Annotated in this window: 12 protein-coding genes and 1 rRNA gene; 4 read left to right on the top strand and 9 right to left on the bottom strand. The window is 43.4% G+C overall.

Annotation, left to right across the window (positions count from 1 at the left end; genetic code table 11):
• The first annotated feature begins 165 nt into the window (after positions 1-165).
• Positions 166-1,128: a methionyl-tRNA formyltransferase gene (fmt, locus tag ACS72_RS15565; protein WP_048882623.1), complete on the top strand. Its 963-nt coding sequence runs from the start codon at positions 166-168 to the stop codon at positions 1,126-1,128.
• Positions 1,125-2,429 (top strand): 16S rRNA (cytosine(967)-C(5))-methyltransferase RsmB, encoded by a 1,305-nt coding sequence (gene rsmB, locus ACS72_RS15570; RefSeq protein WP_048882624.1) that lies wholly within the window; start codon positions 1,125-1,127, stop codon positions 2,427-2,429. The genes fmt and rsmB overlap by 4 nt, the downstream gene beginning before the upstream one ends.
• A gap of 51 nt (positions 2,430-2,480) precedes the next feature.
• Here rsmB and zupT read toward each other — a convergent pair whose 3' ends face one another.
• From zupT to ACS72_RS15585, 4 genes are all read right to left on the bottom strand, one after another.
• Positions 2,481-3,296: a zinc transporter ZupT gene (gene zupT, locus ACS72_RS15575; RefSeq protein WP_008306963.1), complete on the bottom strand. Its 816-nt coding sequence runs from the start codon at positions 3,294-3,296 to the stop codon at positions 2,481-2,483.
• Between the two features lie 82 nt (positions 3,297-3,378).
• Positions 3,379-3,489, bottom strand: coding sequence for a methionine/alanine import family NSS transporter small subunit (locus ACS72_RS17645; protein WP_004814066.1), 111 nt, complete (start codon positions 3,487-3,489; stop codon positions 3,379-3,381).
• 10 nt (positions 3,490-3,499) lie between these two features.
• A complete protein-coding gene (locus ACS72_RS15580; protein WP_048882625.1) occupies positions 3,500-4,975 on the bottom strand; it encodes a sodium-dependent transporter in 1,476 nt (491 codons plus the stop codon).
• 476 nt (positions 4,976-5,451) lie between these two features.
• Positions 5,452-6,894 (bottom strand): aldehyde dehydrogenase family protein, encoded by a 1,443-nt coding sequence (locus ACS72_RS15585; protein WP_048882626.1) that lies wholly within the window; start codon positions 6,892-6,894, stop codon positions 5,452-5,454.
• A gap of 303 nt (positions 6,895-7,197) precedes the next feature.
• Here ACS72_RS15585 and ACS72_RS15590 point away from each other — a divergent pair, with 303 nt between their 5' ends.
• A complete protein-coding gene (locus tag ACS72_RS15590) occupies positions 7,198-7,890 on the top strand; it encodes a TIGR04219 family outer membrane beta-barrel protein (protein ID WP_048882627.1) in 693 nt (230 codons plus the stop codon).
• Positions 7,891-8,264: 374 nt separating this feature from the next.
• Positions 8,265-8,825 (top strand): type 1 glutamine amidotransferase domain-containing protein, encoded by a 561-nt coding sequence (locus ACS72_RS15595; RefSeq protein WP_048882628.1) that lies wholly within the window; start codon positions 8,265-8,267, stop codon positions 8,823-8,825.
• Positions 8,826-8,882: 57 nt separating this feature from the next.
• On the opposite strand, the gene ACS72_RS15600 is transcribed toward ACS72_RS15595, so the two are convergent.
• From ACS72_RS15600 to rrf, 5 genes are all read right to left on the bottom strand, one after another.
• Positions 8,883-9,212: an ankyrin repeat domain-containing protein gene (locus ACS72_RS15600; RefSeq protein ID WP_048882629.1), complete on the bottom strand. Its 330-nt coding sequence runs from the start codon at positions 9,210-9,212 to the stop codon at positions 8,883-8,885.
• 21 nt (positions 9,213-9,233) lie between these two features.
• The gene (locus tag ACS72_RS15605; protein WP_108675702.1) at positions 9,234-10,076 is read right to left on the bottom strand and encodes a hypothetical protein; all 843 of its coding nucleotides are present in this window, start codon (positions 10,074-10,076) and stop codon (positions 9,234-9,236) included.
• Positions 10,077-10,159: 83 nt separating this feature from the next.
• Positions 10,160-11,509, bottom strand: coding sequence for an aromatic acid/H+ symport family MFS transporter (locus ACS72_RS15610; RefSeq protein WP_004814054.1), 1,350 nt, complete (start codon positions 11,507-11,509; stop codon positions 10,160-10,162).
• A gap of 354 nt (positions 11,510-11,863) precedes the next feature.
• On the bottom strand, positions 11,864-13,222 hold the full coding sequence (locus ACS72_RS15615; RefSeq protein WP_048882630.1) for an MFS transporter: 1,359 nt from the start codon (positions 13,220-13,222) through the stop codon (positions 11,864-11,866).
• A 458-nt stretch (positions 13,223-13,680) separates the two neighbouring features.
• Positions 13,681-13,775 (bottom strand): 5S ribosomal RNA (gene rrf, locus ACS72_RS15620); the annotation flags it as partial.

Genomic DNA, 13,775 nt, shown 5'->3' on the forward strand with positions numbered 1-13,775 from the left:
AAAACTTTCATGAATATTTTTTACAATTTGCATGAGTTTTTTTTATATGAAATTTGAGTGATTTATCACGGTAATGGGTGGTACTGAGCTGTAAGCTTTTGCTGAATTAGGCTGCGAATTGCCTTATGCCTTATAATGCCTTTAAGTTTATTTGGAATTTCATCCGTGAAAATCATTTTTGCAGGCACACCAGAATTTGCAGCCACTGCATTGGCTGCGCTGCTAAAGACCGACCATGAGATTGTGGCGGTGTATACCCAGCCAGACCGTAAAGCAGGTCGCGGTCAAAAACTCACTGCATCTGCGGTTAAACAGCTGGCACTGGAACACAATATTCCGGTTTATCAACCGCTACACTTTAAATCTTCAACAGACGAAGGTCTGGCAGCTCAAGCTGAGTTAAAAGCCTTAAATGCGGATGTCATGGTTGTGGCAGCCTATGGTCTGATCCTGCCGCAAGTGGTTTTAGATACGCCGAAATATGGCTGTCTGAATATTCACGGTTCATTACTGCCGCGCTGGCGTGGTGCCGCACCGATCCAGCGTGCCATCGCAACGGGTGATGCCGAGACTGGTGTGACCATTATGAAAATGGCGGCTGGTCTGGATACTGGCGACATGATGTATAAAACCATCTGCCCGATTGAGCCACAAGACACCTCTGCTTCTTTGCATGACAAGCTGGCTCAGCAAGGTGCTGAAGCAACAGTCAAAGTGCTGGAATCAGAAGAATCTCTACAGCACTATCTTGATCACCGCGAAGTGCAGGATGAAGCGCTTACGGTTTATGCACATAAATTGTCCAAGGCAGAAGCTAAAATTGATTGGACTCAGGATGCGGTCACGATTGACCGCAATATCCGTGCATTTAATCCATGGCCAGTGGCTTTTACACCTATTGATGAAACAAATAACCTGCGCGTTTGGGGTTCTTTGTTATCTCATGAAAATGCGGAAGGTAAGGCCCCTGGAACTATTCTCGCGCTAGATAAACATGGCGTACATGTGGCTTGTGGTGATCAAAAAGCTATTTGCCTGACCTCACTGCAGTGGCCGGGCGGTAAAGCGCTGAATCCGGTTCAAATCAATCAAACCCAAAAATTACATGTAGGACAAATACTGGCATGAGTCATTACGAAGCCGGCACATCACACCTGAACTTACGTGCCCAGGTGATTCGCACCCTGCTCGCGGTACAGCAAGGGCAATCGCTTGCCAGTGTTTTGCCACAACATCTTGGCAAAGTGGCAGAGCGTGACCGTGCCCTGTTTCATGAACTGGTTCTTGGGACACTGCGTCAGTGGTATGCGCTGAAAAGCGTGACCCTACCATTACTGGTGAAACCGATTAACAATGATACGGTCGAAACCTGTCTCTATGTTGGTCTGTATCAGCTACTGGAAACCCGGATTGCGCCGCATGCCGCAATTTCTGAGACCGTAACGGCGGTTAAACAGCTCGGTTATCAGGCTTTAAGTGGTGTAGTGAATGCCATCCTGCGTCGTGTTTCACGTGAAACACCTGAATTCCAGGCAGCATTAAAACAGGCGCATGGTTTGCCAAGCTGGTTATATAAACGCTTAAAGAAAGACTGGCCTGAACAGCTGCTGGAACTTAGCACTGAACTGAAACAGGTGGCTCCTCTGACCTTACGCGTCAATGAACGTCAAGTGAGCCGTGATGAGTATTTAGAAATTCTGGAAGAGCATGATATTGCTGCGCATGCCTGCAGTATTTCTGAAGTGGGTATCGTGCTGGATGAAAGTGTCCATGTACCGCACCTGCCCGGCTTCGATGTTGGTGGTTTCTCGGTACAGGATGAGCATGCCCAGCTCTGTGCCACTTTACTGCCCAACCTGAATAATAAATATATCGTCGATGCCTGCGCAGCACCGGGTGGCAAGACCGCACATATCCTGGAAAAATACAGTCCTAAAAAGCTGATTGCACTGGATCAGGATGCCAAACGTCTGCTGCGCGTCCAGGAAAACCTGGAACGTCTACTACTTGAAGGTGAGCATGTAGAAATCGTTACTGCTGATGCGATCAGCTGGCAGGCGGCTGAGCAGCCGGACTGTATCGTACTGGATGCGCCGTGTTCAGCGATTGGCGTGATGCGTCGTCATCCGGATATTCGCCTGCTGCGTCAATCCACTGATATCGCCCAGACGGTGGAATTGCAAAAACAGATTCTGGAAAATATGTGGCAGCAACTGAAAGTTGGCGGTACTTTGCTTTATATCACCTGTTCGATTCTAAAAGCAGAAAATGAACAGCAGATGGTCGAGTTCTTTACTACCCATGCGGATGCTAAAGAAATCAAGATCGAAGCGAATTGGGGTATTGAGCAGATTCATGGTCGTCAGCTGTTACCGAAAGCGGGTCAAGGCGATGGTTTCTTCTATTGCCGAATCGAAAAAACAGCTTAAATAGTTGTTTGAAGAAAAAGGCAGCTTCGGCTGCCTTTTTTTATTCTGGATTTATTGGAGAAATTTGAAAATTACCAGACTGCTGGCAAGGGCCGCCATCCCGCTAATCAGGCCATAAACCGTTTCGTGACCTTTGGAATAACGCTTGGCGGTTGGCAACATTTCATCCAGTGCCAGATAGACCATCACGCCACCGATCAGACCGAAAATGATGCCATAGATGGTGGTATTCAGATACGGTGCCAGAATGAAGTAGCCCAATGCGGCTCCCAAAGGTTCCGCCAGACCAGAAACCAAACTGGCGAGCAATGCATAGGATTGTCGATGTGTCGCCATATATACCGGTAAAGCAATCGCTACACCTTCCGGGATATTGTGAATCGCAATCGCTACCGCTAACGGCGCACCCAGCATCGGGCTTTCCAGCGTTGCAAAAAAGGTCGCCATGCCTTCCGGCAAATTATGTGCAGTAATGGCAAATAACGTGAGCAAGCCGGTACGCAGCAACTGTTCCTGTCCTAGGTCCTGGGTATTATTTTTTTCCAGGGTCTCATGCGGATTGGGGACCAAATGATCCAATAACAGCACCAAGACTGCACCCAGTAATAAAGTCAAGGTTCCCCAGGCATACCCCATTTTCGCGCCATACGCCACGCTAAAAGAATCAATGGATTTAGTCAGAATCTCAGTAAGAGACACATAAATCATCGCTCCAGCAGCAAAGGCCAGACCGAAGGACATGACACGCAGGTTGGGCTTTTTTAAAAATAACACCAGTCCCCCACCCACCACGGTGGCCAAGCCGGCAAATAGAGTTACGGCAAAGGCTGTATAGACTTGTGCATCAGTAACGGAAGCAATACCCATAAGTCAGCCATTAAAAAAGTCATTATCAGCAAAGATGATAATGACTTTCATTTACAGCAACAATCAGTTTATGTGAAGATTGTTAGTCTTCTGGTTCTTCCGGATTTTTTGCCAGATGAATCACAGACAGTACCAGACCACCCCATAATAAAACGATGGAGAAAATCATCATGATCAATGCAGATGTATTCATATTGGTTCTCCTAACTATGATGGTCTTTAACTAGACTGAGCAGAATGGCGCCCAGAATAAAGAATGCAAGGGTACCCCCACCAATCGTCCATAGCGTACTTGCGGGATAACCACCATAGCCTTCTGCCATGATTGATTTCAGGGTTAAACCCAATGCCAGCAATAATGACAAAGGCGTGATCACTGTCAGCATGAACTTCCAGCTGGCACCAAGTTTCACACTGGCAAATTCATTGACATGCATTTCCAGCTGTTTCATCAATGGACGGCGGAACCAGGACAATAAAATAATCGATAACAGGCCACCACCGACAATACCGATGTTATTGGCAAAGTAGTCAATAATGTCGACAAATGTAATGGCACTATGGGTCGAGAAGATCAAAGTCGATACCACTGCTGAACCACCGGCAATAATCGTCACGGACTTGTTCTTTGACCAGCCCAGCTTGTCCTGGAATGCCGCAATTGGCACCTGCAGGATACTGACCATGGAGGTAATACCCGCCACTGTTAATGACGCAAAGAATAGGAAGCCGAACAGGTCACCGCCTGCACCTAAACTGGAAATGATTTTCGGGAAGGCAATAAAGGCCAGACCGATACCACCAGAGACTACATCTTCAACCTTTGCACCTGAGCTGAATGCCATGAAACCAAGTGCTGCAAAGACACCAATACCCGCCAGAATTTCAAAAGACGAGTTTGCCAATGCCACCACGATACCTGAACCGGTCAGGTTGGTTTTACGTTTCAAGTAAGATGCATAGGTCAACATAATCCCGAAACCCACGGAAAGTGAGAAGAAGATGTGACCAAAAGCTGCCAGCCAGACTTTATAATTGGTCATGGCTTCCCAGTTTGGAGTAAAGAAGGCATTTAAGCCATCGACTGCACCAGGTAAACGTACCGCCTGGATCACCAGGATCGTGAATAAAATCACCAGCAATGGCATAAAGATTTTATTCGCCAGTTCCACCCCACGGCGTACTCCACCGTAAAGGATCAGCATCACCGCTGCCCAAACGACTACCAGGCCAAAAAACAGTACCGGAACAAAACCGAAGGTCAGGCCTTCACCATTTTGCAGGTAGGTATTGAAGAAGAAGCCTTGAGTATCGGTTCCCCACTGTTGTCCGAAGGAATAGAACATATAGCTGCCAGCCCAGGACAATACGCTGGCATAATAAATCCCGATGATCAGGGTCACCATCACCTGCCACCAACCCAGAGATTCTGCATTCATGAGTTTTTTATAGGCCATCGGTGGTGCTTTGCGGAACTTGTGTCCAACTGCATAATCTAAAAACAATAATGGCAAACCTGCTGCGAAAATCGCAATCAGATAAGGAATCAGGAATGCACCTCCGCCATTTTCATAGGCAACGTATGGAAAGCGCCAAATATTCCCTAACCCTACTGCAGAGCCAATCGCTGCAATAATAAATCCTGATCGTGCCGACCAATTCTCTCGAGTATCTGTCATAGAACACCTAAACCTTAGGTCTCTTTAGATGCTGCTTATTATGGTTATCGCGCGAGCAAAAAAAGTACCAATAAAAATAATTCTGGGTGCTTCAATTGGAGCTTTGCCTTGTGAGCTTCAGCTTCTAAATCAGCCAACGGTCTAGCATGTCAAATCCTGGATAAAGCATCTTGCCCACACTGTCCGTGTATATGGATTTAACAATACTGAGTTTTAAGTATGATTTGTGTAAATTCTGCTCCTAATATTAATTTTTTATAATATATCTTGTTCAACCGCTCAATATTTCTCCAAGCTTAGCTTGATTTATTAAGTTATAAGTGAATTAACTTTTAGGAATATATTGTTTTTTAAGTATATCTTGATGAGTTATAAAAATTATTCCTGTTCTCTTCTTATTGAATAGCTGAACTTTAAAAACTCAGATCATGAGCAAATGTGCGCATGATCTGAACACTTAAAATTTAAATCATTATTCAGGCTTTAATTACCAGTATTCGTTCTTCCTGCATGTCACGAATTGCAGACTGGATGCCTTCACGCCCTAATCCCGAATCCTTTACACCGCCATACGGCATATTATCAACACGGAAGGATGGAATGTCGTTGATGATCACGCCACCGACATGCAACTGGTTCCAGGCATACATCATCTTGTTCAGGTTCTGGGTATAAACACCCGCCTGCAAACCAAAACGACTGCTGTTGATGCATTCAATCCCAGCCTCAAAATCGCTGTATTTTTCCAAGATTGCCATCGGACCAAACACTTCATCCTTATATACTTCTAGCCCATGATCGACATCTTCCAGTAAGGTCGGCTCAAACATCACACCATCCAGCTTGCCGCCACTGAGCACTTTAGCGCCTTTCTTCACGGCTTTATCCAGCCATTTTTTCAAACGCTGGGCTTCAGCTTCCTTGATCATTGGACCGACCAGGGTGGTGTCCAAATCAGGATCCGCTGGTTTGAGCTTTTTCAGTTTGGTTACCAGTTTTTTCTTCACCTCAGCGTAGATATCTTGATGCACCAAAATACGCTGCACGCTAATGCAGACCTGTCCGGCATGACCAAAAGCACCACCGATCAGGCGATCAATAAAGCTATCCGTAATTTCAGTATCCGGTTCGATCATTACCGCGGCATTACCACCCAGTTCCAGCGTGACTTTTTTGCGCCCTGCCCGCGCTTTCATATCCCAACCGACTACATCAGAACCAGTAAAGCTGAGCATTTTGAAACGGTCATCTGTCACCAGTACATCCGCCAGTTCACGTGGACAGGGCAGTATCGAGAACGCATTTGGTGGTAAATCAGTCTCTGCCAGAATCTCAGCAATCTTTAAAGCTGACACCGGTGTCAGGCTGGCAGGTTTTAAGACAAAGGGACAGCCCGCTGCAATTGCAGGCGCAATCTTGTGAGCGGTCAGATTCAGCGGAAAATTAAAAGGACTGATCAGGGAGACGGCGCCAATCGGAACCTGTTTCACAAAGCCCTGATAGCCCGATGCAGCTGCTGTAACTGCCAATGGCATCATACGGCCTGAATCAACCTGAGTCACGGCATCGGCAGCAATCTGGAAAGTATTGATCAGACGTTCCACTTCAGCTGCTGCAGCTTTACGTGGCTTACCCCCCTCAGCAATCAGAATCTCGGTCAACTGACCACGAATTTCATTAAACCGCTTCACACAGTGCAACAGGATTTTCTGTTTTTGATAAGGCTCCAGAGCCGCCATTTCCGCTTCGGCTTTGACTGCTGCTTTAATGGCTTTTTCCAGAATTTTGGCATCTGCCAGTGATACACGTGCGCAAACCTTATGCGTATATTTATCCTGAACCTCCAGCCACTCTGAGGTTTCCACTGCCTTACCTGCAACATAAAGCGGATAGTCGATTACTGCTCGGGGTTTAGTCATGTCATGTCCTTTCAGGGTCACGCAATATTTCGATATATTTGATTATATGCTCAAGATCCAGTGACATGCGTTTTTAAAATGTAGACCTTAGTTGAGATGGCTAAAAAACCTGCTCTGTAATTGTTCCAGATCTAGCAAAATAAAACTGAACAATTAAGCTTAATCTGGCTGGATGGTTCCCCTACTTGCTACCATATACATTTTGAAAATTACCTATATGATGCAGCTAGCCAGAAATACTAAAAATATGGATTTAGGTCATAAAACTGCTCAATTTGAGTCAAGCACAAGGAAATTCAACCTATGCACGCAAGAATCATCAATACCTTATTATGCGGACTGGCGCTGAGTAGCGTCAGCCATGCCGATATCATTGGTCTGAAAGCAGATGCCAGCTACTGGAATTTTGACGGATATAGCCAGTCTGACAATGCCAGTAAACATGATCTGGACCGTCAAGGTACGGCACAACTGTCTGTAGCTTTGGAACATCCGGTACCGTTATTGCCAAATGCAAAAATCAAATATGTAAATCTCGACAGCAACAGCGAGCAAAGCACTGTACTTAATGCTTCAGATATCGAGCTGAACAATATTGACTACATTCTGTATTACGAATTGCTGGATACAGTTGTGCATGCGGATGTCGGTGTCGGCTTAAGCAATCTGGATGGTACGGTGAAAAACCTGAATGCCGGTGCTCTAACCCAGTACGATCTAGACGAATATAGTCCTCTGCTCTACGCAACAGCAGGTGTCAAACTGCCATTCACCGGGATGAGCGCCAAAGCTGAAGCTGTTTACAGCCATGGCAGCGACACTAAAAAGACCGATGTACAAGCTGAACTTCAATACGACTTTATTGATAATCTTGCTGTAGACCTCGGTGCCAAACTGGGTTATCGCATCATGAAAATTGATGCCGAGCAAAATAATGTGCCAGATCTTCAACTAGAATTTAAAGGTCCTTATATCGGTCTGGACATGCACTTTTAATGAAAAGAATGACTTACAGAATACTACTTAGATCTTGTAAGCCCAGGCGTACAACATAAGCTGTTATCTGCGTCTTTTAAGCTATATTAAGCTGCAGTATCTTAAACCCATAGAGAGCAGGATGCTCCGAAACATAAAAACAAAAATAAGCAGATGCACCAGGACGTGAGGTACGACAGGAGTTATACCTAAATCACGAAATACGGAAAAGCCCCGATAGGATATCGGGGCTTTTTTCCATCTATTGTTTTTCTCTGTTGTTCTTTCAGGCCTTTCTTCTATAAATGCTTACAGTCCTCGGCTAAAAAAGCAACATTTCTAAAAATGCCTTATTGCTAAGCTAAAGACCCCTGCAGATATTGAGATTTACAATCATGGTCAAGAAAGTTCTGATTATCACCTCGAACGAAGGCATTGAACACGATGAATTAGTCCAGCCCCTGGATTTCTTGCAGTCACATGGTTTTGTGGTGATTCATGCTGCAGAAAAAAATGAAGACGTCCACACCATGGAAGCCGACAGCAAGCCAAGTGCACAATACACACCTGATACAACCATGCATGAAGTCAGTGTAGAAGATTATGATCTGCTGGTGATTCCTGGCGGAACAGTGAATGCGGATAAATTACGTATCAATGAAGATGCTCAACGCATCATCCAGTACTTTGCCGATAACCGGAAACCGATTGCGGCAATCTGTCATGGTCCATGGGCACTGATTGATGCGGGTCGCGTCAAAGATAAAAACCTGACTTCTTATAAGAGTATCAAGCTGGATCTAGAGAATGCCGGTGCAAAATGGGTGGATGAAGAAGTACACCGTTGCAATACCAATGGCTGGGTGCTGATTACTTCACGTAATCCGGATGATTTACCGGCTTTTAATACTGCAATTGTGGAAGAACTGGAAGCGGATATGGATATTATTCCGTAATCCTAAACCGTTCTCAAAAAGAAACCCCAGCTTGTGGGGTTTCTTTTTTTATTCTTTTTATTTAGGAATACTGCCTTTCAGGCTTTTTAAATATTCCACGACATCTTTATTGCCTGCCATTTCAGCCAGTTCTAAAGCAGTGTAAGTACTGCGATGATCGACATCTGCGCCTTTACTCACCAGTAACTTCACCACTTCAAGATGATCATTTTCGGCAGCAGCCTGTAATGCGCTATAGCCTTCTTCATCAGCTGAGTTAACATCCAGACCATCTTGCAAGCCCTGCTCGACCTGTTCAACGTCGCCGACTGAAGCCCAGTACACCAGTTCAGGAAGATGTAGTTCATCATCATCTTCAGGGATTGGGGAGATCGAATTGAATTCCATATACTTTACCCATTACTATTTTTACTTAAATAATGGACTATATCTTGCCATAAGTTCTTCTTCAGTCCTTCCTGTAATTTTTGATATTTTTTTATAATCAGGTAAAGGACATTCCTCTAGTAAGAGATGAATTGCTTTATTCGTTTTCAAATCAAGATGTAATATAAACCCATAATTTTTCAATAAATTTAAATCTATTTTCTTACTTACAGCTGCAGGAAATTCGTTTAAAAATTTATAAAACTCAATAATTAAGTCATCGGTAAGCCGCAAACTACGTTCTGTTAGATCAATTAAACAAGATAAATCACTTTGATTAATTTTTGACTCTATTTCTTCATCACTTAAATCAGCATATGCTATATTTAAATTATTAGCTTTAAAGAACTGTATACGAACTTTATCGTTAATTTCATTTCTAATATTCCACATTGAAAGCAAAGTATTGTAATTAGCGAAGAGAGTTCTTAGATAGGCTACGTTCAACCATTTAGTTTCTTTTTGGTCTGTAATAAAAACTAATTCATGATATTCGAATTGATAATTTTGACCCATACCAATAATTGATGGAACAGCAAGAAATCTCTGATAGGGATGTGAAGTTAAATTACCGTAATAATTATATTTAGTAGCAAGTAATGATTGATGTATTTCATCTGCGATCAAAATCCATTTATTAAGTATATCTAGCTTTCTTCTTTCTGCAGTTAGCTTTTCTTGTCTTAAATAGACCCTATACCCTACTATTGCACCAATTAATGAAGAAACAAGTGCCATAGCTATAGGGAAAATATAATCTTTAATAACATTTGATTCTTGTTTAAGTTGCAAAATTGCTTCAGCTATTAATTGTTCTTCATTCATCTTTTAGAATTTATTTTTAAAAATTAGATTCTTATAACATAAAAAAGCCCCCTTTCGGAGGCTTCATTTTAAAACTCAATTTTTTAAGCTTTCGACACTGCTGGCTCGACTGAACCAATCTTGTTAGCCTCATTTTCATGCATGATCAATGCAACCGCAATTGCTGTAATCAGAACCGGTAAACCGACTGCCATAAAGTTGAAGTGTGCAGGCAGGTTCATACCCAGTAAGCCACCAATCAGGATTGGACCTACAATCGCACCCATACGACCAATCGCAGAAGACCAGCCAATACCTGTAGAACGTACTGCCAGTGGGTAGTACTGCGCTACATAACTGTATAGCAACATTTGTGAACCGATTGATGCTGCACCAGCCAGGAACACCAAGATATAAAGTAAGAACTGGTTAGACGCAAAGCCCATTGAGCTCATCACAATCGCACCCATAATACCTAGGAACATCAGTACTGGTTTCAGGTGGAAACGGTCAGCCAGAATACCACCGCCGACGATACCAACCACTGCACCTACGTTCATGACCATCATGAACATCAGGCTGTTATCCATTGAGTAGCCCGCAGCCATCATTAGTTTTGGCAACCAGCTGCTAAGTGCATACATCGTCAGCAAGCAAGTGAAGAATGCTACCCAGAACAATAATGTATTGACTGCACGACCGCGGCGAAACAGGCTAACCACGTTCGCAGCTTCAGGTACATTTTCCTGAGGTAAAGTGAATACTGTATTTTCAGTTACTTTTAAATCTGGTGCCATACGACGCACAATCTCTCGTGCTTCCGCTTGGCGATTTTGTTTCACCATAAATGAGATAGATTCAGGTAAGAATTTCCAGATCACAGGTAATAAAAACAATGGAATTCCCGCAATAAAGAACATGATCTGCCAGCCAAAATCTGGAGTAAACCATGAGCCAAGCAGAGCAGCCATGACACCCCCTACGGCATAGCCACTGAACATTGTGGTTACTAAGGTACTACGCATCTTTTGTGGCGCATATTCAGAAGTCAGTGCTACCAGGTTTGGCATTACACCACCAATGCCTAAACCAGCAAGGAAACGTAAAATACCAAATTCAGTCGGGTTAGACGCAAAGCCGCCCGCGAAAGTTAAACCACTAAACAGCACGATACAGATCATGATAACTTTTTTACGGCCAATCTTGTCTGCCAGCGAACCAAAAATCATGGCACCAAACATCATGCCTGCAAGTGCTGTACTGGCCAGCATACCTGCTTGTACTGCGCTTAAGCCCCAATCTTGCATTAAGAGTGGCAGCGTCACACCATTAATTGCTAAATCGTAGCCATCAAATAAGATAATGAGTAAACACCAAGCAACTACATTGAAGTGAAAAGGCGTAAATTTCGCATTATCGACTACAGAATTAACGTCTATTTTTTCCGTTGTCATCGTTCTCATCTCCCATGAGTACTTGTCCATAAATCCTGCTGACTATTACGACAAAACAGTCAGTTCGAGCGAATATACTGAAGCGGATTTCGCGTTACAATAAGACCATAGTTAAGGTAAATTAAAGCTTTAGAGATATACTTTTATGTGATTATTCACGTTACTATTAATATTTAAATGCTTGTTTTATATATTTAAAATATATTTTTAAGTGGGTCTTTTAGTAATTTTTCTAAGCAAGAAATATATTTTGATTTCTAGTAAAAATTATGAATTTAAACGTTGAAACCCCTTATTTGAAGGGGTTTCAACCTTTTCTAAAGATTAAAAATGAATATAAGAACCAGTGGGTCATTAAGCCTTGACAGTTTTAAGCTTCGGCTCTGCTACTGGATCTGCATTTACAACGCGGTCTTTACGCACAATCAGTGATACGGCAATGGCTACAATCACCACTGGTAGGCCAACAGCCATGAAGTTCAGCTGATGTGGTAATTCCATACCCAGCAGCATTCCGATCAGGATTGGACCGACAATTGCCCCACTACGCCCTACCGCTGAAGCCCAACCAATACCGGTTGAACGAACAGTTAATGGATAGTATTGCGCCACATAGCTATAAAGCAGAATCTGACCACCAATCGCTGAAGCACCTGCCACGGCAACCAGGAAGTAAATCACAGGTTGAGGAGATTTAAAGCCTAATAGCGATAATGCCACCGCACCTGACAAACATAGAGTAATAATCACAGGTTTTAAGTGGAACTTGTCTGCTAGGATACCGCCGCCTACGGTACCAATGACCGCACCAATATTCATTGCCAGCAGGAACATTAAACTGTTACCTAACGAATAGCCTGCTGCCATCATCAGTTTCGGTAACCAGCTGCCTAAGGCATACAGTGTCAGTAAACACATAAAGAAGGCTAACCAGAATAACAGTGTGCTTGCTGTACGCCCCTGCTTAAACAAGCTGCTCACGAAAGCAGGTTCAGCAATTTTAATCTCGCTTAAAGCCAATTGAGTCTGGTCATTTAAACTGAGCTGATCATCTAAACGCTGCATGATTTGGCGAGCATTATCATGCTTCTGCGCTTTCACCAAGAATGTCAGAGATTCTGGCAGGAATTTCCAGATTAGAGGCAATAACAGTAAAGGCACACCTGCGATAAAGAACATGATTTGCCAACCAAAATTAGGAGTAAACCATGCACCTAATAAAGCAGCCATTACACCACCCACCGCATAACCACTGAACATGGTAGTGACCAAAGTGGCACGTAAGCGTGCTGGTGCATATTCAGAGGTTAAAGCCACCAAGTTTGGCATTACACCGCCAATGCCTAAACCAGCCAGGAAACGTAAAATACCGAATTCTGTGGGGTTAGAAGCAAAGCCACCTGCAAAGGTAAAACCGCTAAACAGCACCACACAGATCATGATGACTTTCTTACGGCCAATCTTGTCTGCCAGCGTACCAAACATCATCGCGCCAAACATCATGCCTGCAAGTGCTGTACTCGCCAGCATACCCGCCTGTACTGCACTTAAAGACCACTGCTGCATTAAGAGCGGTAAAGCCACGCCATTAATTGCCAGGTCATAGCCATCAAATAAAATAATCAGCAAACACCAGAACACGACATTAAAGTGAAATAGAGTAAATTTGGCCTTATCAATGACCTCATTCACATTGACTGTATTCATTGTCACGTCTCACCTCCTGTGAGTTTTCAATTTCATTGTTTTAACCGCGACACATGACATTTAACTCTTTAATCTTATTTTTATTGATTTATCCCGCCATGCTTTCGCAACAGCCCTAGTTGAGCACGCCGAGCTTTGCTCAAATACTATACAAAGGTCGCAAAATGGCATGGAAAGTTAGACCGTGTGGTCCAGTTTTTAATTAATTTAATAGCAGATTAGGAAAGAAATTACATGAATATTCAATTTTTAGAAGGCAGAAGAACCATATTCAATATGGCTGGAAGACAAGTTTGTGGACATATGAGCTCCAGAGACTCATCTAGTATATGCCTATTATTTTATTAAGAGCTGAGTTTTTAGCCTAAATCCTGCTCTATTTTCATCATTTTCTACAGTTTTCTTTTTCCCAGACATAAAAAAACACCCCCTGCCATTTGACAGGGGGTGTTTTTAGAATAATGAGCTGGCGATGACTTACTCTCACATGGGTAATCCCACACTACCATCAGCGCTAAGAGGTTTCACTTCTGAGTTCGGGAAGGGATCAGGTGGTTCA

The sequence above is a fragment of the Acinetobacter sp. VT 511 genome, assembly GCF_001077515.1.
GTDB lineage: Bacteria > Pseudomonadota > Gammaproteobacteria > Pseudomonadales > Moraxellaceae > Acinetobacter > Acinetobacter schindleri.

Coding starts and splice junctions, on each gene's coding strand:
- rsmB (WP_048882624.1), top strand. CDS start 1,125: ATGAGTCATTACGAAGCCGGCACATCACACCTGAACTTACGTGCCCAG.
- zupT (WP_008306963.1), bottom strand. CDS start 3,296: ATGGGTATTGCTTCCGTTACTGATGCACAAGTCTATACAGCCTTTGCC.
- ACS72_RS17645 (WP_004814066.1), bottom strand. CDS start 3,489: ATGAATACATCTGCATTGATCATGATGATTTTCTCCATCGTTTTATTA.
- ACS72_RS15580 (WP_048882625.1), bottom strand. CDS start 4,975: ATGACAGATACTCGAGAGAATTGGTCGGCACGATCAGGATTTATTATT.
- ACS72_RS15585 (WP_048882626.1), bottom strand. CDS start 6,894: ATGACTAAACCCCGAGCAGTAATCGACTATCCGCTTTATGTTGCAGGT.
- ACS72_RS15590 (WP_048882627.1), top strand. CDS start 7,198: ATGCACGCAAGAATCATCAATACCTTATTATGCGGACTGGCGCTGAGT.
- ACS72_RS15595 (WP_048882628.1), top strand. CDS start 8,265: ATGGTCAAGAAAGTTCTGATTATCACCTCGAACGAAGGCATTGAACAC.
- ACS72_RS15600 (WP_048882629.1), bottom strand. CDS start 9,212: ATGGAATTCAATTCGATCTCCCCAATCCCTGAAGATGATGATGAACTA.
- ACS72_RS15605 (WP_108675702.1), bottom strand. CDS start 10,076: ATGAATGAAGAACAATTAATAGCTGAAGCAATTTTGCAACTTAAACAA.
- ACS72_RS15610 (WP_004814054.1), bottom strand. CDS start 11,509: ATGACAACGGAAAAAATAGACGTTAATTCTGTAGTCGATAATGCGAAA.